This window comes from Mycobacteroides sp. H001, assembly GCF_001440005.1.
In the GTDB taxonomy this organism is placed as follows: Bacteria; Actinomycetota; Actinomycetes; order Mycobacteriales; family Mycobacteriaceae; genus Mycobacterium; species Mycobacterium gwanakae.
This window is the reverse complement of the sequence record NZ_LJYH01000032.1, coordinates 93,400-116,115: the sequence shown is the minus strand read 5'-3', so window position 1 is coordinate 116,115 and position 22,716 is coordinate 93,400. Positions and strand designations below refer to the sequence as shown.

The 22,716-nt window shown below is 64.5% G+C and carries 6 protein-coding genes; 1 reads left to right on the top strand and 5 read right to left on the bottom strand.

Features of this window, described 5'->3' with window-relative positions; all coding sequences use genetic code 11:
• Positions 1 to 125: 125 nt before the first annotated feature.
• Both aceA and AOT83_RS15030 read right to left on the bottom strand, forming a co-directional pair.
• Positions 126 to 1,418: an isocitrate lyase gene (gene aceA / locus AOT83_RS15035; RefSeq protein WP_030096386.1), complete on the bottom strand. Its 1,293-nt coding sequence runs from the start codon at positions 1,416 to 1,418 to the stop codon at positions 126 to 128.
• Positions 1,419 to 1,689: 271 nt separating this feature from the next.
• Positions 1,690 to 2,454 carry an acyl-[acyl-carrier-protein] thioesterase gene (locus AOT83_RS15030; protein ID WP_057964384.1) on the bottom strand — a complete coding sequence of 255 codons (765 nt, stop codon included), beginning with the start codon at positions 2,452 to 2,454 and terminating at the stop codon, positions 1,690 to 1,692.
• A gap of 243 nt (positions 2,455 to 2,697) precedes the next feature.
• Between AOT83_RS15030 and AOT83_RS15025 the strand changes: the two genes are divergently transcribed.
• Positions 2,698 to 3,591, top strand: coding sequence for a CPBP family intramembrane glutamic endopeptidase (locus AOT83_RS15025; RefSeq protein WP_070943190.1), 894 nt, complete (start codon positions 2,698 to 2,700; stop codon positions 3,589 to 3,591).
• Between the two features lie 45 nt (positions 3,592 to 3,636).
• Here AOT83_RS15025 and AOT83_RS15020 read toward each other — a convergent pair whose 3' ends face one another.
• The 3 genes from AOT83_RS15020 to AOT83_RS15010 all read right to left on the bottom strand — a co-directional run bounded on the left by AOT83_RS15020 (position 3,637) and on the right by AOT83_RS15010 (position 22,710).
• The gene (locus AOT83_RS15020; RefSeq protein WP_057964366.1) at positions 3,637 to 4,440 is read right to left on the bottom strand and encodes a GAP family protein; all 804 of its coding nucleotides are present in this window, start codon (positions 4,438 to 4,440) and stop codon (positions 3,637 to 3,639) included.
• A gap of 166 nt (positions 4,441 to 4,606) precedes the next feature.
• A complete protein-coding gene (locus AOT83_RS15015; RefSeq protein WP_057964365.1) occupies positions 4,607 to 12,337 on the bottom strand; it encodes a non-ribosomal peptide synthetase in 7,731 nt (2,576 codons plus the stop codon).
• Positions 12,334 to 22,710 (bottom strand): non-ribosomal peptide synthetase, encoded by a 10,377-nt coding sequence (locus tag AOT83_RS15010; protein ID WP_081343769.1) that lies wholly within the window; start codon positions 22,708 to 22,710, stop codon positions 12,334 to 12,336. The genes AOT83_RS15015 and AOT83_RS15010 overlap by 4 nt, the downstream gene beginning before the upstream one ends.
• Positions 22,711 to 22,716 lie beyond the last annotated feature (6 nt).

The following is a 22,716-nucleotide window of genomic DNA, read 5'->3' as shown; positions in this document are numbered from 1 at the left end:
TTTTGACTTTCCAGCACACAGGCCCCGCCCAACGGGATACGTGGGCGGGGCCTGTGCTGTCAACTCAGTGGGTCACACCGAGAGTCTTGACGTGGGCGCATTGCCCGGCTAGAGCTCGGCTCTGCTTAGTGGAACTGACCCTCTTCGGTCGAGCCCTTCAGCGCCGCGGTCGAGGTGTTCGGGTCCACGGTGGTGGCGATCCGGTCGAAGTAGCCGGCGCCGACCTCACGCTGGTGCTTGGTGGCGGTGTAGCCACGAGCCTCAGCCGCGAACTCGCGCTCCTGCAGATCGACGTAGGCGGTCATGCCCTCGCGGGCGTAGCCGTAAGCCAGGTCGAACATCGAGTAGTTCAGGGCGTGGAAGCCGGCCAGGGTGATGAACTGGAACTTGAAGCCCATGGCACCCAGCTCCTTCTGGAACTTGGCGATGGTCGAGTCGTCCAGCGCCTGCTTCCAGTTGAAGGACGGGCTGCAGTTGTAGGACAGCAGCTGGTCCGGGAAGTCGGCCTTGACGGCCTCGGCGAACTTGCGGGCGACCTCGAGGTCCGGCACACCGGTCTCCATCCAGATGAGGTCGGCGTAGGGAGCGTAGGCCTTGGCACGGGCGATACAGGGCTCGATGCCCTTCTGCACGTTGTAGAAGCCCTCGGAGGTGCGCTCACCGGTGACGAACGGCTTGTCGCGGTCGTCCACATCGGAGGTGATGAGGGTGGCGGCCTCGGCGTCGGTACGGGCGATGACGACGGTCGGGGTGTTGGCGACGTCAGCGGCCAGGCGCGCGGAGGTCAGGGTGCGGATGTGCTGCTGGGTGGGGATCAGCACCTTGCCACCGAGGTGGCCGCACTTCTTCTCCGAGGCCAGCTGGTCCTCCCAGTGGGTACCGGCGGCACCCGCGGCGATCATGGCCTTCTGCAGCTCGTAGACGTTCAGGGCGCCACCGAAACCGGCTTCACCGTCGGCGACGATCGGCACCAGCCAGTTGTCGACGCTGGTGTCACCCTCGACGCGGGCGATCTCGTCGGCACGCAGCAGGGCGTTGTTGATGCGGCGAACCACGGCCGGCACCGAGTTGGCCGGGTACAGGCTCTGGTCGGGGTAGGTGTGGCCGGAGAGGTTGGCGTCACCGGCAACCTGCCAACCCGACAGGTAGATGGCCTTGAGGCCGGCACGGACCTGCTGCACGGCCATGTTGCCGGTCAGCGCGCCCAGCGCGTTGATGTACGAGTCGTCGTCCTTGGTGACGGCGTCCCACAGGATTTCCGCGCCACGGCGGGCCAGGGTGTTCTCCTCGACGACGCTGCCCTGCAGCTCTTCGACCTGGGCGGCGGTGTAGTCGCGGGTGATGCCCTTCCAGCGGGGGTTGGTGTCCCAGTCCTGCTGGATTTCGGCCGCGGTGCGCGGCTTGCCGACATTCGACATTGGTGCTCCTCTGTTACTTGCCCTGGCGTTTGGCTGTCGCAGACAGATTGTTAACGCCCAGGCACGTTCACTGCGTTGACTGTTACGACGATGTCACAGACCATATGCGCAGGTCCACCCGTTCCCAATGCCAATTTTCGCTAGGTATTAACGGGCTTTTGCTAACCTTGCGAAGCGGCTAATCGTACGCCCGTACTGTTGCTACCGATCGGTAACCAACAATCCCCTGTTCAGAACGCTCGTACTGTTAAACCGTCGACACCGCGTCCAGTTATCGAGCGAATATCGATGCGAGAGCCTTCACTTCGTCGCCAACGACATATGTGAGCGTTGTAACACTGCGACCGGGGACGCCAAGCTCGGTTCCGTCCTCGTAGACGTTGGTGATGATCTCGAGCTTGTCTCCCAGCGAAACCGCGGAGTCGTGCTCGAGGCTTACCCGATAGGGGCCCGACAGCAGCTCCGGATTCCGCGAGAGGTGATCCTCGACGATGCTCCAGTAAACGGAGTTATTCATGTGGTCGAACAGGTCCATATCGGTGAAGCGCACCGGGAAGTCCCGGACATCGGTCGCCGTCTCACGGTTACCGGGCTTGTTATAGGGCTTCCACCGCAACCGGTCCACCTCCGTGGTGGACGCGACGGTGGCCAGGAAGTCGTCTTCGATACGCGCCGGACCCTGGGTCTCGCGGCTGACGTGAATCCAGAACGCCTCGGACTCGATAAGGCCGCCCGCTCTGCCATCCACCCGCACCCGCATTTGGCACCACCGATTAGAAGTGGCCGAACACCAGCGGCGCAGCCACAGCGCCTCCCTGAACTCAATCGGCTTGATCACGTCGATCATGGTGCGGCGGACTATCCAGTGCGGGTGGCTCTCCTCGGCCTCCACGCCCCGCAGGTGATCTTGGCCGATGTCCTGGATATGCCGAGCGGCCCCATCTAGCCGTAGACGCCCGCCGGAGTCGACGTCGGCGATGCGAACGGGCCAACGCCCCTCGTAGACGTGAGGATGCGCGTGCGGAACGGGCATCATGTCCTTGTCGAGGCCGGTGCTGGCTTCCACGCTCACGGTTCGGTCCTTTCGCGAGGTCACGCCGGCAGCCGGCACGACGGAGACTGCGTCAACCGCGCATTCTTCGCAATCCATGGTCCCATAACCGAAACCGGCCAAACATCGACAGCGTGTCACAGCGTATTCGATTGAGGGCCAATTGATCTCGCATGCTTGACGACTCGTTCACGCAGGGTGCTCTCCGCTGGGCCATACGATCACCTGGTGGTAGCCACGCGGCCGGAAGGTAACTACCGGGTCGGCCGAGGTCTTCTCACGGCCGCCGGCCTGTTGTTCGTCATCGCCATCGGGGGACTCGCGCTCACCGGACACACCCTGGTCCGATTCTCCTCCGATGAAGCGGCCGGCCCTTATCCGCTGTGGATGCCGCTGGCCTCAACCTTGATCGTGCTGCTGCTCACGCGCCTGGTACCACCGCATCTGCCGGCGATCGACCCGCTTGCCGGCATCGATCAGCGGCGCCTCATCCGTGAGGTGTGGGTATTGGTGGGAGCGGCCCTCGCGTTCCCCGCCCTGATCGTCACGGCGACGGCCGCTGGGGTACCGCGTGATGCCGTGTACAGCTCCATCAAGGTACTGATGTTTCTTGTGATCCCCCTGTTGGCCTTTCGGATGCTCCGCGGGGACGGCCCCAAGGCTCGATGGAGAACCCGCCTGGACCGCACCCGCATACTGGCGCCGATCGTTCCGGTTGTCGCATGGATCGCACTCGCCCGACTGGGCCCCCTCGCACCGCCGGCCAGCGCACTGTCCGGCCTGCCCGACCCTGTCACCGTGGCGGTGGCATCGCTGATCACGCTGCTGACCGCGGGCGTGCTCGAGGAGGTGTTCTACCGGGGCTTTGTGCAGACCCGGCTGGAGTCGTTGGTGGGCCGCTGGCCGGCCATCGCCACCGCGTCGGTGCTTTTCGCCGCCATGCACATCGCCTCGCATGTCCACGCCACCACCGTGGCCGTGGACCTCGCGACCATCGTGGCGGTTCAGGGAACGTTCGGCGTGATGCAGGGCTATCTATGGAGCCGATACCGAAACATCTGGGCTCCGATAGCCATTCATATCGCCGTCAACCTGATCTACCTCGACATGCTCATCAGCTGACGATCGTTCCCGCACGCAAAGGCACATGCCCTGCTGATCGCGCGGCTAGACGATGCCTACGCCGGTGAGCACCTGCCAGACCCCGACCACCGCGAAAAGAATGAGCAGCACCAGCTGCCGGTGGGCAAGGGCCCAATTGTGAACCGGTTCCAGCACGGCTTGAGTCCTCGCCGGAGCGATCACGTAGCTGATGAGAGCCACCTCGAAAACGGCAAGCATCGCGAAGACGAACACGATGGCAGCCAGAACCTGCGTACCCATCGAGGTTCCCGAGCCGACGATGATGGTGTCGACGAGGAGCACCAGCGGAGGTGGCGGCATGTATCCGATGCCGAGGACCAGGGCGACCCACAGCGCCCCGTTTTCCCAGGCGCCCTTGCCATGGTGAAAAAGACGCCGGAACTTCGACACCACAACGGCGATGGCACTTCTGATGCGGCCGACAGACTGGGGTTCGGCGGTCGGCGTCTCCGGATCGAGGACCAAAACCGATGAATCCCCGCCCGCGCCGGCGGCCACGGGCTGATTCTCTCGCTTGCGCGACCGAAGCCGCACGGCGATCACCACGGCGAGCGCAATGCACAACACACCGGTGCCCAGCTGGAGAGGCTTGACGGACGAACCCGGGTCCGCCGTCGCAAGGTTTTTCGCGAAGGAGGCGAAACTCGGGACGAGATGCAATGCGAAAAGCGCGACAAGGAAGGACGGCACATTCACGATCAGTGCGCCAACCCAGAAGGCCAGGAGGTTCTGCACCGGGCGAGGCCGGGAGATGACCACCAAAATCAGGCCAAGCAGCACCGGATTGAGTGACATCAAAAATGCCAACCCCAACAGTTCGCGCCACATATCGGTAACCCTACTCTGTTTGCTCGCGAATGGCAGTGCCAGCCGAAATGCGATGAATCATGCTGAATGCACTCATGAGACCGCTAGTCATTCCGGTAGTACGCAGCCCAAATAACTTAGCCATCATGAATCAACGTGCGTTACGAACCCGACCATTTCTCGCACGTTAAAGCAATCCATGCAATCGCAAGTCGGTCGCGTATTTGGCGATGATTGGCGCCGAGACTTGCGGAATGTCGTGACCGGAACCGATCTTGGCCTTTCGCACCGCGGCCTGGAATCGGTCGGCCGGTGCCATGGACCCCCGCGAGGGATCTGGCGGCTGACCGTCCCAGCCGTGATCCTGCAAGATTTTCAGCATCTGCAACACAGAGCCTTGGCGTTGATGATCCGGCAAAGCGTGCAGGCCGGCCTCAAAGCGCGCCACCCATTCACTGAAATCGCTGACGCGTTCAATCGGGTGGCCGGCCTCGATCAACCAATCGACGTACTCGTCGATTCCGATGCCGTCGTCATGTGGATTCATCACGTGATACGTCTCGAATCCGGTGAACGCTCCGGTAGACGAGCCCGCCGCCCGCCCTCCCAGCGTCGTGATCGCCTCGGCAACGAATTCCACGGGAAGCCCGTCGAAGTGCGCGCGTTGACGATCGCCTTCCTCGGTCAGCCGGTAGACGGAATGGGGCGCAACACCGGTGGCGACAATGCTCAGCACCATTCGGGCGACCGTATCGGAGGCATTGACCTGGCCCGCGTAACTGGTGCCGACCATGATCATGCCCGAGCGGAAGACCGTGACCGGCAAGCCAACCTGCTCGTGGGCCTCGCGGAGCAGCACCTCGCCCGCCCACTTGCTGTTGCCATACCCGTTGGCGTAGCTCCCGTCGGAAGGACGGATGGCGCTGATGAGCCGGATATCGGCGTCCTCGACAAAGGTTGACTTCTCGATCTCGCGCCCGACGTCTGCCGTCGACACAAACGTGTACGGCTTGAGCTTCGAGGTCAGCGCGAACCGGATCAGCTCCGCCGTGCCAACCACGTTGGGTCCGAACAGCTCGCTGTAGGGCAGAACGCTGTTGACCAGCGCCGCGGAATCGACGATCAGGTCGACAGTCCCGGACAGCCGTTGCCAGGTCTCATCATCCAGACCAAGGCCCGGCTCGGCCTTGTCACCGGCGATTACCTGCAGCCGGTCAGCAGCGAGCGCTTCGTAAACCCGGATGAGTTCGGCGTCGCCGCTGTCGAAGGTCTTGTCGAGACGACGTCGAGCATCTTCGTCAGACTTGGCACGCACCAGGCAAATCAGCGTGCCATCAACATCTTCCAGTTCCTTGAGCCATTGCAGCACGAGGTAGCGCCCCAGGAACCCGGTGGCGCCGGTCAGCAGCACCGTCCGCGGACGTGCGTCGGCACGCGGCAGTGCCGGAGCCGCCTGCAGCGTCGCCTCGTCGATGAACTTGTCCAAGGTGAGGTCGCTGGCCCGCACCTCCAACGCGCCGGGTCCGTGCACCGACGCATAGGTCGGCCCGCTGGCTCCGGAGCTTGCGGCGCCGTCCAGATACACGCTGAGGCTGCGCACCGACGGGGACTCGAACAGAGTTCGCACCGCCAGCTGGGCATCGAGCGACGTGTTGATCGCGGCAACCACGCGCATCGCGGAGATCGAGTCGCCACCCAGATCAAAGAACGAATCGTCGGTGCCGACCCGATCGACACCCAGCACCTGGGCGTAGATGCCGGCAACCGCCTCCTCAATCGCATTGGCAGGCGCGCGGTAACGGGCCCTGTCGTCGTACTCAGGTATCGGAAGGGCACGCTTGTCGAGCTTGCCGTTGACGGTGAGCGGCAACGCCTCCAGCCGTACCACCGCGGCCGGGACCATGTAGGGCGGCAGTCGCTTGGCCAGGGAGCTGCGTAGTTCGGCGGGCTCACCGGCCCCGATGAAGTAACCGACCAGGCGTTTGTCTCCGGGACGGTCCTCACGGGCGATCACGGCCGCCTGCTCTACCCCGTCCAGGTCGGCCAGGGCGGCCTGGATCTCACCGAGTTCGATGCGGAAACCGCGAATCTTGACCTGCTCATCGGCACGGCCCAGGTACTCGAGCTGGCCTCCGGCGACCCAGCGCACCAAGTCCCCGGTGCGATACATGCGCGCCCCCGGCTCCCCGAACGGGCATGCCGTGAACCGCGATGCGGTCAGCCCTGCACGGCCGACATAACCGATGCCGACGCCAAGTCCGGCCACATACAACTCGCCGACCACACCCGGCGGCACCGGACGCATCCACCGGTCCAGGACGAACAGCGCGGCGTCGGGCACCGGAACACCGATCGGCACCACACCCGATCCGGCGATCAACTCGCCGAACGTCGCATAGATGGTGGTCTCGGTCGGACCGTAGCCGTTGATCATCACCCGGCCAGGTGCCCACTTGTCCACCACTTCGGTGGGGCAGGCTTCACCCGCGACAACCAGCGTCATGTTGTCCAGACCTTCCGGGGACAACATTCCGACCGCCGAGGGGGTTTGGAACAGGACGGTGACCTTCTCCCGGATCAGCAGATCACGGAAATCGTCCGGGGACCGCACCACCGAATCCGGAACGATCACCAACCGGCCACCGTGCAGCAGTGCACCAAAGATCTCCCACACGGTGATGTCGAAGACAAGAGACCCTGCCTGCGTCCACACCTCGCCCGGCCCGGTGGGCATGTGAGTGAGCGGGAACTTAAGGGCCTGAGTCACATTGGCGTGCGCAATGGCCACACCCTTGGGAACACCGGTCGTTCCCGACGTGTAAATCGTGTACGCAATGTCATCGGGTGCCGGGGTGAGCAGCGGCGTATGGCCGTAAATCGCGCCGGTGGGGTCGTCTTCGGCATCATCGAACTGGACGACGGAGACTCCGGATCCGTCAAACCGTGCGCGCAGCTCGGCGGTCGTGACAGCCGCGACCGGCACGGCGTCGGACAGCATGAACTCCAGTCGTGTATCCGGCACCGAGGGATCGATCGGCAGATACGACGCTCCGGTCTTGAGAATCGCGAGGATCGCCACGATCGCGTCGTCGGAGCGCGGCATCAAGAGCGCCACCGACTCACCCGGACCGGCACCATAGATCGCCAGCAGATTCGCCAATCTCGTTGCGGCCTCGTCCAACTCGCCATACGTCGTCGAGCGGCCCTCGAACGTCAGCGCCACCGCCTCCGGGGCACGATTGACCTGCTCGGCGAACGACTCCGGAATCGACAGCACCGGCTCCGGCCCCCGCGCCAGCACCTTGCGATTGCCCCAGCCATCAAGCTGTTGGTGCTCGCTGGCCTTCAGCACATCGAGTGCCGAGAGCCGTTGCGAGGCATCGGCAACCATCGACGTCAGCACCCGCTCGAACCGCTCGAATACGGCCTCGATCTGGGTCGAATCGAACTTGTCGGTGTCGAATTCGACGCGAATTCCCAACTCATGACCGGGTAACGCCATCACCGACAGCGGGTAGTGGTTGTACTCGCGCGTGACGAACTCGGTGATCGCCAACTCCTGCACACCCGTGAACGCGCTGGTGTCAATCGGATAGCTCTCGTACAGGAAGAGGGTGTCGAACAATTGCTCGTGACCCGCGATGTGGTGAATCTCGTTGAGGGCCAGATGTTCATGCTCGATGGTGTCGTTGTGGGCACTCTGCAACTGCGCCAACAGCTCTGAGACTGTGGTGGTCGCGGTGGCGCGCGCCCGCACCGGCACCGTGTTGATGAGCAGACCCACGATCGAGTCGGACCCGGCCAACTCGGCGGGCCGGCCCGAAACCGCCGTACCGAATGCGACGTCGTGCTGTCCGGTCACCACCATGAGCAGCTGCGCCCAGGCGGCCTGCAGCACCGTGCTGATCGTGGTGTGCTGCGACCGCGCGAGATCGGCGAGGGCCTGCGTGGTCTCAGCCGACACCCGATAGGACTCGATACCTCTGGCACCCGGGGGCGCGGGCGGTGCGACGAGCGTGGGAGTGTCGAAGCCCTCCAACACCGTGCCCCAAGCCGAGCGCGCTGCGTCACGATCCTGTTCTGCCAGCCAGCTCACGAAATTGCGGTATGAGGACGGCGCCGGGAGCCGATGCCCGAAGTAGCTCGCGAAGATCTCCTGCAACAGGATCGGCAACGACCAGCCGTCGATGACGACGTGGTGGAACGTCAGCACGAACCGGTGCTTGTTCCCTTGGGTGCGAATCAGCGCCGCGCGCAACGTCGGTCGATCGGCAAGGTCACAGACCGCGGCACGCTCGGCGGCGCAGAGCCGCTGGATCTCTTCGTCAGGAGTCAGATCGTCCCCACGAAGGTCGAGGTATCGCCATGCGATGACCGGATCGGCAAGAATCACCTGTACCGGATCTCCGTACTGAGTGCAGAACCGGGCCGCCAGGTTGGGGTGACGGCGCACCACTGAGTGCACCGCGTCGCGGAGCCTGAGCTGGTCGACCAGACCGGTCACCGTGATGTCGAGCTGCACCGCATAGAAGTCGACTCCAGCTGCCTCGTCCTCCAGTACGCCGGCCGCACGGGCGAAAGTGGTGTGGAAGAGCAGACCCTGCTGTATCGGCGTCAGTGGGAGCACATCAACGATGTTGTGCTGTTCGTGCAGCTCATCGATCTGCAGTTGGCTCAACTGTGCGGGCGCGATATCGGACGGGGTCAATCCGCCGCCGCCGTTGCGGACATACGCGCAGATTCCGGCGAGTGCTTCGAACCACAGCTGACTCAGCCGCTGCACCTGGGGTTCGGTGACCGACGAGGGCGCCCATGTCCACCCGGCCCGCAGATGCGCGCCGGATTCGTCACCAAGTCCACCCTCCACGATTCCGGCATTGAGATCCACCGTGTACATCAGCGGCATCGACACCGAAGACGCCACGCTGGTCGAGGTCAAGCTGTCCTCGTTGATCCGCCACAGGTCGTCCCCGAGATCGGCTGCCCCGGCACCGAGGCGCCCGAGATAGTTGAACCCGATGACCGGCTCCGGCGCGGCCAGATCCACATCGCGGTTCAGGTAGCGCAGCAGCCCATAGGTCAACGGATCGGGAAGTGCGCGCAGTTGCTCCTTGGCGCCCTTGATGATTGGCCCCAATTCCGCAGCTCCACCGGCAACTTCCTGCCAGGACAGACCCCGTACGCTCAACGCCACCGGGTACTTGGTGGTGAACCAGCCGACGGTACGCGACAGATCGACATCGTCTGCCAGCTCTTCGTGACGCCCATGACCCTCGACGCCGATGCCGACCGAATCCACATTCGAATCCAGGAATTCGTTCCACGCCAGCCCGAAAGCGATCAGCAGGATGTCTTGCACGCCAGCGTGAAACGCAGCCGGGACCTCACTGAGCAACTCGCGGGTGGTCTCGGCATCGAGCGATACCGACAACGTCTTGGCAGTGGCGTAGGTGTCCAGCTCGGGCAGCACGGCAGGTAATGGCGCGGGAACCGCGGTCACCTCTCGCCAGGTGTCGGCCGTTGCGAGCACGTCGTCCGAATGTGCGTGCGCGTCGAGCAGCGACGCCCAGCGGGCGAACGAGGTCCCTCCGGTCGGCAACTCCACCGGTTGCCCGCCATGGTGCTGCGCCCAGGCGATGTTCAAGTCTTCCAAAAGAATTCGCCACGACACACCGTCAACGGCCAGGTGGTGAATCATCAGGGCCAGCTGCCGGGTCTCGGGGATCCAGACCGCACTCAGCTCAGCGCCCGCGGCCGGATTCAGCTGCGCGCGGGCCGCCACCAACTCTGCATCGGACAAGGTCTCGGCGACACGCAGGCAATCACGCGCGTTCACCGCCCCCTTCTCCGGGACGGTCAGCGACCACACGTCGGCATCGGGAGCATCGCTGTCCTCGGCACGCAACCGCAGGGTGGCATGCCGGTCCAGCAGCGCCTGCAGCACGACGACGACGTCGTCCTCGGTCACCCCGGCGGGAGCCTGCAGCACGATCGTCTGATTGAACTGGTCGGTGGGACCTTGTACGCCGTGCAACCAGTGCATGATCGGCGTAGCCGACACCGGGCCGATGCCCTCGTCGACGACTCCGGACTGGCCGTCCGAGAGCACGGCCACCGCCGCTACCCCACTGACGGTCTGTTCGACGAAGATGTCGCGTGGCCGGCACACCACCCCGGCCGCCCGCGCCCGCGACACCACCTGCATCGACAGGATGCTGTCGCCACCGAGATCGAAGAACGACTCGTCGACGCCCACGCGATCGACTCCGAGAACCTGGGCGTAGATATCGGCCAGGATCTTCTCGACAGGTCCGGTCGGTGCGCGGTAATCCGTACCGACACTGCGATATTCGGGTGCGGGAAGAGCACGCTTGTCCAGCTTGCCGTTCACTGTCAGGGGCAGCGTCTCCAGGACCACCACTGCGGCCGGAACCATGTACGCCGGGAGCCTTTCGGCCAGTGCGGTGCGCGCCTCCACCGGGTCGGCGCTCCCCATGATGTAGCCGACAAGGCGCTTGTCGCCGGGACGGTCCTCGCGGGCGATCACCACCGCCTGCTCGACTCCATCCAGGCGGGCCAGTGCCGCCTGGATCTCACCCAGCTCGATGCGATACCCGCGGATCTTCACCTGCTCATCGGCGCGGCCCAGGTACTGCAGCTGGCCGTCCTCACCCCACTGCACCAAATCTCCGGTGCGATACATCCGCGAGCCCGGCCCACCGAACGGGCAGGCGAGGAACCGCGATGCGGTCAGTCCCGAGCGATGCGCATAACCGGGCGCGACGCCGTTGCCTGCGACGTAAAGTTCGCCGACCACGCCCTCGGGCGCGGGCCGCAGCCACTTGTCCAGCACGAACAGCGCCGCCCCGGGCACCGGCGAACCGATCGGTGCCACATCCGAACCCGGCCTCAGCGGTCCACTCATCGCCGCGTAAATCGTGGCCTCGGTCGGGCCATAGGCGTTGATCATCGTTCGTCCGCTGGTGGCCCATCGATCCACCAGTTCGGTCGGGCAGGCTTCACCGGCGACGATGAGCGTCGTCGACTCCAACCGCTCAGGCGACAACATCCCTGCGGCCGAAGGTGTCTGGCACAGAACGCTGACCTTCTCGCTGATCAACAGCTCGTGCAGCTCATCCGGTGAGGACGCGATCGATTCCGGGACCACCACCAGGCGTCCGCCGTGCAGTAGCGCGCCCCAGATCTCCCACACCGAAACGTCGAAGACCAACGAATGCCATTGCGACCAAACCTGGCCGGGTCCGGCCGGCAGATCCGCGCGCACCGCGTCCACCAACTGGGTGACGTTGTGGTGGGTGACCGCAACCGCTTTGGGAACCCCGGTCGTGCCCGAGGTATAGGTCATGTACGCAAGGTCATCGGGCTCCGGGGCGGGGAGCGCGGAACTGGGCTGGCCGTCGATCAGGGGATCGTCGATCTCGGTGACCCGCACATCGAGTCCATCGAATCGCGAGCTCAAGTCGGCCGTGGTGAGAACCGCCACCGGTTCGGCGTCCGACACCATGAACTTGATGCGCTCGTCCGGATGGGCAGGGTCGATGGGCAGATAGGCAGCACCCGTCTTCAGCACCGCCAACAGCCCGATGATCGCCTCGCCCGAGCGCGGAACCAGCAGTCCCACAACCTCTCCCGGGCCGGCTCCATTGCCCGCCAACAGATGGGCGATGCGGTTGGTGACCTGATCCAGGTCGCGATAGGTCCAGGACCTGTCCCCGCATACCAGCGCGACGGTCTCCGGCGCGCGCTCCACCTGGACCGCGAACAGCACCGGGATCGCGACGGGTTCGGCGGTGGGCTCGGTGAGCACCGCGCGGTTACCCCATTCGTCGAGCCGGTCGTGATCGTCGTCGTCGAGAAGATCCATCGACAACAAAGTCCGGGTGGGATCGGCGCTCATGCGGGCTCCTTCTTGTTCCCTTTGACATCGGATGTCATGGCCTCCAGCACACGCTGGAACCTCTTGACCAACTTTCCAATTCGGACGGCGTTGAAGACGTCAGTGTCAAATTCGACGCGGAGTCCCAGCTCGTGGCCCGGTGTGGCTTGCACCGCGAGCGGGTAGTGGTTGTACTCACGATTACTGAACCCGGTGATGGACAACTCGTGCACACGCGATAGTGCAGCCGTGTCGATCGGGTAGTTCTCGTAGACGAACATAGTGTCGAACAGCTGATCGTGCCCGACAGCATGGTGAATCTCGTTGAGCGCCAGGTGCTGATGTTCCAGCGTGTCTCCGTAGGCACCCTGCAGCTGGTTCAACAGGTCTGCGATGGTGGTGGTCGGCGTGATGGTCGCGCGGACCGGCACGGTGTTGATCAACAAACCGACCATCGATTCGGCGCCGACGAGATCGCTGGGCCTGCCCGACACCGCGGTGCCGAACGCGACATCGTTTTGGCCTGTGAGCCACATCAGCAGCTGCGCCCATGCGGCCTGCAACACCGTACTGACCGTGGTGCGGCAGGAGCGTGCGAGTTCACCGAGTGCCTGTGTGGTCTCAGCGGACACCTCGAAGGACTCCACCCCACGTCGACCCAGCACTATCCGGCCGGGCGGACCGACGAGTGTCGGGGTCTCAAAACCTTCGAACACCTCACGCCAGGCCGACCGTGCGCCGCTGTTGTCCTGTGCGGCCAGCCAGGTGACGAACCGGCGGTACGACACCGGCGCCGGAAGCCGCTCGCCAAAGTAGCTGGCGAAGATCTCTTGCAGCAGGATCGGCTTGGACCACCCATCGAGAACGATGTGGTGATTGGTCAGCACGAACCGGTACTGGTCCTCCCCGGTTCGGGCCAGCGCGGCCCGGAAAGCCGGTTGTCCGGCGAGGTCGCAGACCGCAGCCCGCTCTGCGGCGGAGAGCCGGTCGACCTGTTGCTCGACGTCCAGGCCACCGTCCGCGTCGAACTCGATGTACTGCCACGCGAGTTCGGGAGCGGCGGGGATGAGCTGTATCGGTTCGCCGAATTCCTCGTAGAACGTGGCAACGACGTTCGGGCGCCGCTTGATCGCGGTGTGCACGGCCTCCTGGAGCCGCTTCGGATCGAGCGGGCCGCTCAGGGCGACATCGAGCTGCACCGCGTAGAGATCGTCACTGCCGTCCATCGCTTCCGGTGCCAGATTGGAGTGGAACAACAGCCCCTGCTGCAGCGGCGTCAGCGGCAGCACATCGGCGATCTGATACTGCTCGTGCAGCTGGTCGATCTGTGACTGACTCAGTCGCGCCGGAGCGACATCGGACGGAGTCAGTCCGCCGCCACCGGTGCGCACATGCGAGCAGATCCCGGCCAACGCGTCGAACCAGAGCCGGCTGATGCGGTCAACCTGGTCGTGACTCAACGCCGAAAGCGCCCACGTCCATGTCGCGTGCAAGCGACCCGAGTCGGGCCCGGCACCTTCCATCACGCCGGCATTGAGTTCGACGGTGTGCCCCAACGGAGTTGGGACCGAGGTCGCCGCGGCCGTGATCGACACCCCATCCGGGTCTATCCGCCAGAGATCCTCGGACAGATCTGCACCGCCGGCGCCGAGGCGGCCCAGGTAGTTGAACCCGATCGCCGGGTCCGGTCCCCCGACGCCTGCGTCGGGGTTCAGGTACCGCAAGAGTCCGTAGGTTATTCCGTCCGGCAACGCGCGCAGTTGTTCCTTGGCGTCCTTGATGATTGGCGCCAGTGCGGAGTCACCGGCCACTATGTGCGCCCAGGACAGCTCACCCACTGCCAACGAGACCGGGTACTTACTGGTGAACCAGCCGACGGTGCGGGACAGATCCGCATCGCCCGCGAACTCTTCCTGCCGACCGTGACCCTCGACGTCGATGCCGATCGGGGCTCCACCCGACCCGAGGAACTCGTTCCACGCCAAGGCGAAAGCGATCAGCAAGATGTCCTGGACCCCGGCGTGGTACGCCGCGGGCACCTCTCCCAGCAGTTCCCGGGTGAGATCGGCGTCCAGCGATACCGACAACTGTCCCGCGCTGGCATAGGTGTCCATCGTGGGGTGCGCCGCAGGCAACGCGGCCGGGATCGCCTCTACCTGGCGCCAGGCGTCGGCCAACGCCACCACGTCGGCGGCGCGTGCGTGCTGGTCGAGCAGTGTCGCCCACCGGGCAAATGATGTTCCTCCCGGCGGCAGTTCCACCGGCTGTCCACCGTGATGCTGTGCCCAGCCAATGTTGAGGTCTTCCAACAAGATGCGCCATGACACCGCATCCACCGCCAGGTGGTGAACGATCAGCACCAGCCGACTGCTGCCGCGCTCCCACAGTGCGCTCAGCATCGAACCGGTGGCAGGATTCAGACGCGACCGCGCCTGACGCAGCGCCTCATCGGTAAGCACGTCCACGGTAAGCAGGCACTCGCGTGCGTCTACCGCCCCTGCCTCCGGAACCAGAAGCGACCATTCGCCGTCGCTGTCTTCGGCGCGCAGCCTCAGGGTGGCGTGTCGGTCCAACAGGGCTTGCAGCACAGTGACCACGTCGTCGTCGGCCACTCCCTCGGGGGCCTGCAGCACCACGGTTTGGTTGAACTCGTCGACCTTGCCGCCGAGCCCATGCAGCCACCGGATGATCGGCGTGGCCACCACCGGGCCTGTGCCCGCGTCGACAAGAGCCGTCTCGCCATCGGCGAACACCGCGACCTGAGCCAGCCGCGAGACGGTCTGCTCGACGAAGATGTCACGTGGCCGCAGCAGCAGACCGGCGGCGCGTGCACGGGCAACCACCTGCATCGACGAAATGCTGTCTCCGCCAAGGTCGAAGAATGAATCGTCGACGCCGATCTGTTCGACACCGAGCACTTGCGCATAGATGCCGGCCAGGATCTCCTCGACAGCATCCTCGGGCGCCCGATAGTGGTCGGCGTCCTGATACTCCGGTGCCGGTAGCGCCCGGGTGTCGAGCTTGCCGTTGACTGTCAACGGCATGGTGCCCAGGACCACGACGGCCGCCGGAACCATGTAGGCGGGCAGTCGCTCGGCCAGCACTGCGCGCACCGCGGCGGGATCCAGGGTGCCCTTGGTTGATTCGGTGATGTAACCCACCAGCCGCTTATCGCCGGGGCGGTCTTCGCGCGCGATCACCGCTGCCTGATCCACGCCTTCCACACGCGCCAGTGCCGCGTGTACCTCACCCAGTTCGATGCGGTACCCACGGATCTTCACCTGCTTGTCGGCGCGTCCCACATACCGCAGTTGACCGTCTTCGCCCCACTGCACCAGGTCGCCGGTGCGGTACATCCGCGAGCCGGGCGCCCCGAACGGGCATGCGACGAAACGTGTTGTCGTCAGGTCCGAACGCCCCAGGTATCCACTCGCCTGGCCGGACCCCGCCACGTACAGCTCACCGACCACACCCACCGGCACCTGCCGGAGCCAGCCGTCCAGCACGAAGAAGGCCAGATGCTCCAGCGGCACGCCGATCGGGCTGCTGTTGCTATCGACGTCTCCGCTCCCGATCTCACGGAACGATGCGTGCACCGTCGTCTCGGTGATGCCGTACATGTTGATCATCCGCGGAAGCCCGGGATGGCTGTCGAACCAGGGCGAAAGACGCTGCGGTTCAAGTGCCTCGCCGCCGAAGACCACCGTCTGCAGCTTGAGCTGCTGTCCCACTTCCGGTTGCATCGCATCGGCTGTCTGCAACGCGTAGAAGGCCGAAGGAGTTTGGCTCAGGACGCTGACTTGTTCACTGACAAGCATGGCGTGCAGATCTTCAGGGGAACGGACAACCGCGTCGGGCACGATGAGCAGCCGGCCCCCGTACAGCAGCGCGCCCCAGATTTCCCATACCGAGTAGTCGAAGGCCAGGGAGTGGCATTGCGTCCAGACCTGTCCCAGATCCAGTTCTGCGTCAAGCGATTCCAGCAGCTGCGCGACGTTGCGATGGGTAACCGCCACGCCCTTGGGCGCGCCGGTGGTTCCCGAGGTGTAGATGATGTAGGCGATGTCGTCGACAGCGGGGACGGGCAACGCCACGTCAGATTGCCGATCCACGGCGGGATCGTTGATATCGATGGCGGGTATCCCGGACGCGCCCAGTCGCGGCAGCAGGTCCGCCGTCGTGACGGCGGCGATCGGCGCCGCATCGCCCAGCACGAACTCCACCCGGGAATCCGGATGCGCGGGGTCGATAGGCAGATATGCCGCGCCGGTCTTCAGTACGGCCAAGATCGCCGCGATCGCCTCCCCGGTACGGGGGAGCAACAGCGCAACCCGCTCACCCGGGTGGGCTCCACGGCTGACCAGATGATTCGCCAGCCTGTTGGCGGTCGCATCCAATTCGCCATAGCTCCAGGAACGTTCACCACAGGTGATCGCGATTGCTTCCGGCGCCCGTATCACCTGTGCGGCAAAGAGTTCTGGGATCGACGTCAATGCCAGTTCCGGGCGGGTCAACACCGCGCGGTTACCCCACGCATCCAATCGGTCGTGCTCACCGGCATCGAGCAGGTCGATCGAGGACAGCCGGGTGGCCGGGTCCGCGATCATGGCCGCCAGCACCTGACGGAACCTGTCAACGATGATCTCGATCGTGGCCAATTCGAATACATCGGTATCGAATTCGACCCGCAAGCCCAGCTCATGGCCCGGCATGGCCACAACCGACAACGGATAATGGTTGTATTCACGGCTGCTGAAGTCGGTGATGGCCAGCTCCTGCACACCCAGCTGTGCGCCGATGTCGATCGGGTAATTCTCGTACACGAACAACGTGTCGAAGAGCCTGTCGAGGCCGATCGCATGGTGAATCTCGTTGAGCGCCAGGTGCTCGTGCTCCACGGTGTCGTTGTGGGCACGTTGCAACTGATCCAGCAGATCTGCAACAGTGCTGGCCGCGTTGATGTTTGCCCGCACCGGCACCGTGTTGATCAACAGACCGACCATTGATTCCGCGCCAGCGAGGTCGCTGGGCCTGCCCGACACCGCAGTGCCGAATGCGACATCGTGCTGCCCGGTCAACCAGGTCAGCACCTGCGCCCACGCGGCCTGCAGCACTGTGTTCACGGTGGTGCGCTGCGCACGTGCCAATTCGGACAGTGCGCGGGATATCTGCTCCGAAATCCGATACGACTCCGAGCCCCTGCGACCCGATGAGGCAAGCGAACCAACCAGCGTCGGGGTCTCGAAACCGTCGAGTGCCACACCCCATGCTCTTTGCGCCGCAACGCGATCCTGCGCTGCCAACCAGGTGACGAAGTTTCGGTACGGCGCAGGCGACGGTAGACGCTGCCCGTAATAGGCACCGAATATCTCCTGCAGCAGGATGGGCAGCGACCAGCCATCGATCACGATGTGGTGAGCGGTCAACACGAGCCGATGCCGGCTTTCCGCGGGGCCACCGAGCCCGGAGATGAGCGTCGCCCGAAAAACCGGCTCGGTGAAGATCCGGCAGACCGCCGCACGTTCGGCCGCACACAGCTGCTCGACTTGCTGATCGACATCGCCAACCAATTCGGCATGCTGCCAAGCGATCACAGGCTCTGCAGGGATGACCTGTACCGGCTCCCCATACTCCTCGCTGAAGCGGGCGGCCAGATTCGGGTGGCGTTTCACCACCGCGTACACCGCATCACGCAAGCGGCTCGCGTTCAGGGGACCTGTGACTGTGAGACCCAACTGCACCGAGTAGACGTCGTCCTCGACGGAGTCCCCGGTGGCCTCAGCAAATCCCGCCTGGAACAGCAGGCCTTGCTGCAGCGGGGTAAGCGGCAGCACGTCGGCAACTTCGTACTGCTGCACCAACGCGTCGATCTGCTGCTGAGTCAAGCGTGCAGGCACCAGATCAGACGGCGTCAGGCCGCCTCCGCCGGAACGCACATGAGCGCAGATCCCGCTGAGAGCCTCGAACCACAACCGACTGAGACGTGCGGCCTGTGCGTCGTCCAAAGCCGAAGGCGCCCAGGTCCAATTGGCCCGAAGTTCTGGTCCGGACTCGGCGTCCGAATTTGTCTCGACGATCCCGGCGTTGAGCTCCACCGAGTGGGCCAATGGCATCGAAATGGCCGCAGCCACATCGGTCATCGACAGGCTCTCGCGGCTTATCCGCCAGAAGTCCTCGGAGAGGTCAGCCGCTCCCGCACCCAGGCGCCCGAGATAGTTGAACCCGATTGTCGGCTCCGACCCGGTCAGCCCGATATCGGCGTTCAGATAACGCAGCAAACCATAGGTCAGCCCATCTGGCAGCGCACGCAGCTGCTCCTTGGCCGCCTTGATCACCTGACCGAGGGCCGACTCGCCCGCTGTCACCTGCGCCCACGACAGCTCCCCTACCGCCAAGGCCGCCGGGTACTTGGTGGTGAACCACCCGACGGTGCGCGACAGGTCGATGCGACGGTGCACGGATTCGCCGATTTCTTCCTGGCGCCCGTGCCCCTCGATGTCGAACGCGATCGGCGCGCCCCCGGCGCCCAGGAACTCGTTCCAGGCCAGCCCGAAGGCGATGAGCAGAATGTCTTGCACCCCAGCATGAAACGCCGCGGGTACCTCGCCCAGCAGATGCCGAGTGGTCTCGGCATCCAATGACAAGGACAGACGTCCAGCGTTGGCGTACGTGTCGGTGGCCGGCTGAACCGCGGGCACGTATGCAGGCGCGGTCAGCACCTCTTTCCACACATCGGCCTGCGCCACCACGTCCGTGGACCGCGCGTGTTCGGAGAGCAGTGAAGACCAGCGGGCAAAAGACGTTCCACCGGCCGGTAGCACCACATCGGCTCCACTGTGATGCTGCGCCCACGCGATATTCAAGTCTTCCAACAGAATTCGCCACGAAACACCGTCGACAGCCAGGTGGTGAATCACCAGCACCAGCTGCTTGGTGTCGGGAATCCACGCCGCGCTGAGCATCGTTCCGGTGGCCGGGTTCAGCCGAGAACGTACCGCCACCAACGTTTCATCCGATAACGAGTCAACGACGCGTAGGCAGTCGCGGGCGTCTATCGCCCCCTCCTCCGGGACGAGCAGCGACCATTCGCCATCGTTGTCCGTGGCACGCAACCGCAGGGTGGGGTGGCGATCCAGCAATGCCTGCAATACCGAAACCACGTCGTCCTCAGACACGGCCGCGGGTGCCTGAACCACGAGTGTCTGGTTGAACTCGTCGATCGCGCCCGCCGAATCCTGCACACCGCGCAGCCAGTGCATGATCGGCGTGACTTCTACGGGTCCGAGACCCTCGTCCACCACATCGGCTTCGCCACCGGAGATTTCGACGACAGCGGCCAGCCGCGACACCGTCTGTTCGATGAAGACATCGCGCGGTCGGCACAGCACACCCGCCGCCCGGGCGCGCGCGACCACCTGCATCGAGAGGATGCTGTCGCCGCCCAGATCGAAGAAGGAGTCGTCGACGCCGACACGATCGACACCGAGCACCTGGGCGTAGACGTCGACCAGAATTTCCTCGACGGCGGTGGCGGGGGCGCGGTAGTCGGCCCCCAGTCCGCCATATTCGGGAGTCGGCAATGCGCGGGTGTCTAATTTGTTGTTGGACGTCAAAGGCAATGTCTCAAGCACCACCACCGCCGCGGGAACCATGTAGGGCGGAAGGCGTTTCGCCAAGGTGCTGCGCGCTTCGGCGGGGTCGACGGTCCCGGTGACGTAGCCGACGAGACGTTTGTCTCCTGGCCGGTCTTCCCGGACGATCGCGGCGGCATGGTCCACTCCGTCGAGTGCGCTCAACGCCGCTTGGACTTCACCGAGTTCAATACGGTATCCGCGAATCTTGACCTGCTCATCGGCCCGGCCCAGATACTGCAGTTGTCCGTCGTCGCCCCACGAGACCAGGTCCCCGGTGCGATACATGCGGGTACCGGGCTGCCCGAAGGGGCATGCCACAAAGCGGGAGGCCGTCAGATCGGAACGACCGATGTATCCGGAGGCGACGCCCTCACCGGCCACATACAGTTCTCCGACGACGCCGGCAGGCACCGGTTGCATCCACGTGTCCAACACGAAGAGCGCCGCGCCGGGTACCGGCGCGCCAATGGGGACGGCGGAATCCGGCGCCCCTGCCACCAGCGGCGCACTGATCGCCACGCACATCGTGGTCTCGGTCGGACCGTACGCGTTGATCATCACCCGCCCGGGAGCCCACCGCTCCACGACCGAGGCAGGGCACGCCTCACCGACCACCGCGAGCGCCGTGGACTCCAGGCCTTCCGGGGAAAGCATGGCCACAGCCGACGGAGTCTGCGTAAGTACGGTGACCTGTTCGGCGACCAGCACGTCGTGGAAGTCCGCGGGTGAGCCCGTGATCGATTCGGGGACGACCACAAGCCGACCACCGCGCAGCAACGGCCCCCAGATCTCCCATACCGAAACGTCGAACGCCAGAGAATGGCACAGGGGCCATACGCCAGGGTTTGGTAGGCCGGCATCCAGCGACGACATCAGCTGGGTGACGTTGTGGTGAGTGACGGCCACGCCTTTGGGCGCTCCCGTTGTTCCCGAGGTGTAAATGATGTAGGCGATGTCATCTGGTCGAGCACCCGGCGCGGGAGCCGAGGGCTCCGTCTCGGCAGCGGAGGGGTCAAGGTCGATGATCGGCAGATCGAAGCCGTCCAGTCGCGCCCTGAGCCCGGCTGTGGTGATCGCGGCCGCCGGCGCCGCATCGCCGACGATGAACTCGAGCCGCGACGCGGGTACCGCGGGGTCTATAGGCAGATATGCCGCCCCGGCCTTCAATACGGCGAGTATGCCGATGACCGCCTGAGCAGAGCGGTCCGACAGCAGGACAACGCGGTCGCCGGGACTCACGCCTTGCGATACAAGCTGACCCGACAGCGCATCGGAGGCCTCGTCCAGCTCTCGGTACGTCAGAGTGTGCGCACCGAAGGTCAGCGCCGGAGCCTCGGGATCGGCGGCCACCTGAGAGGAGAACAGTTCGGGAATCGATACACGCGTGGCAAGCGGCCCCGCGAGAACCGCACTGTTGCCAACCTCAGCCAAGCTCGTGAGCTCGTCGTTGACCAGGGAATTCAGAGAGGAGAGCCGCCGATCAGGATCGGCCGCCATCTCCGATAAGAGCCGCTGCAACCGCTCCGTGAGGTTCGGCACTCCGAACTTCGAGAACGGCAGTCCGTCGCCCGAGGTGCTCAGGAGTAGTTGGTCACTGGCTCCGATAAAGAAGAGTCCGAAGTGCCCCATGGGGCCGTGGTTGGTGTACGTCGCCGTGGCAGGCACACCAGCGAGGTCCAAGGTGAGTCTCATGGGGATGAAGTTGATGGCGACGCGATTTCCCGCCTGCCGGGGGCCCCGGAGACCGAATTCGCCGCCGTCCAGGACATGCGCCGGGAATCGTTGATGCTTCAGCAGTTCGCGAATGCGCACATCGACGTGCTGGCAGAATTCGGCGACCGTGGACTCCGGCGGGGCACTGAGTACCAGCGGCACCACGCCGGCCAGCATCCCCGGAAGCGTCTTCGACTCGGGACGGACACGACGGCTAACCGGGAAGTCCAGCGCCACTTCCGACCCGCTGGTGGACCACCCGCGCACCAACAACGCACAGGCGGCCGTGATAACCGAGTACCGGCGAACACGCAAAGCCTTTGTCAAGTCTTTGATTTCGCCGACTACCGCGTCATCGATCTGAACCGAAGCTGTCGGTGTGTAGCCCTCATGGCCCTCATGGGCATGGGGCGGGCGGGGGTCCAGGCCACTATCCGGCGGAAGGTTACGGCTCCAGTACTCCCGATCCTCTGCGTAGTCGGTGGAGGCTTCATACTCCGCCTCCAGCTCGACCAGCTCCTGCAGGGTGCCGAAGTAGGCGTCGGGAATCGGATCCCCCGCGACCAGCGCGGAGTAGATCGATGCGATTCGGCGGCTCACGATCGCCATGCCCAAGCCGTCCAAGTTGATGTGATGGCACAGCCCGAACATGTAGTACTGATCGTCGGCCGTCCGGATCAACGCGAATTTCAGCAGTTGGTCGGTCAAAGGCATCAATGTGCGTTGGATCGACGAGGCGATCTGGCGAGCGTGCTCGACGGGATCTTCTGAATCACGGACGTCATGGAAGTCCAACACGAGTTCCGAATGGTCAATCGCCCTCTGAACGATCTGACCATTGACCTCAAGGAAGGCGGCCCGCGCAGGTTCGGCTTCATTGATTGCCTGGCGGACGGCTTGCTCAAGTAGAACTCGTTCTACTTTTCCTTCGATTCGAACCAGAAGGCCAAGCTGCCACTCCGCACCGACGAGACCGCTTTCCTGGGAAAGCCAGATATCCAATTGTCCGCGCGAAAGCGGTAATGCCCCGTCTTCAGACTCCAACATTCGCCT

What these genes read in the sequence shown, in the direction of transcription:
- AOT83_RS15010 (WP_081343769.1), bottom strand. Translation starts at nt 22,710, where the DNA reads ATGTTGGAGTCTGAAGACGGGGCATTACCGCTTTCGCGCGGACAATTG.
- aceA (WP_030096386.1), bottom strand. Translation starts at nt 1,418, where the DNA reads ATGTCGAATGTCGGCAAGCCGCGCACCGCGGCCGAAATCCAGCAGGAC.
- AOT83_RS15030 (WP_057964384.1), bottom strand. Translation starts at nt 2,454, where the DNA reads ATGATGCCCGTTCCGCACGCGCATCCTCACGTCTACGAGGGGCGTTGG.
- AOT83_RS15020 (WP_057964366.1), bottom strand. Translation starts at nt 4,440, where the DNA reads ATGTGGCGCGAACTGTTGGGGTTGGCATTTTTGATGTCACTCAATCCG.
- AOT83_RS15015 (WP_057964365.1), bottom strand. Translation starts at nt 12,337, where the DNA reads ATGAGCGCCGATCCCACCCGGACTTTGTTGTCGATGGATCTTCTCGAC.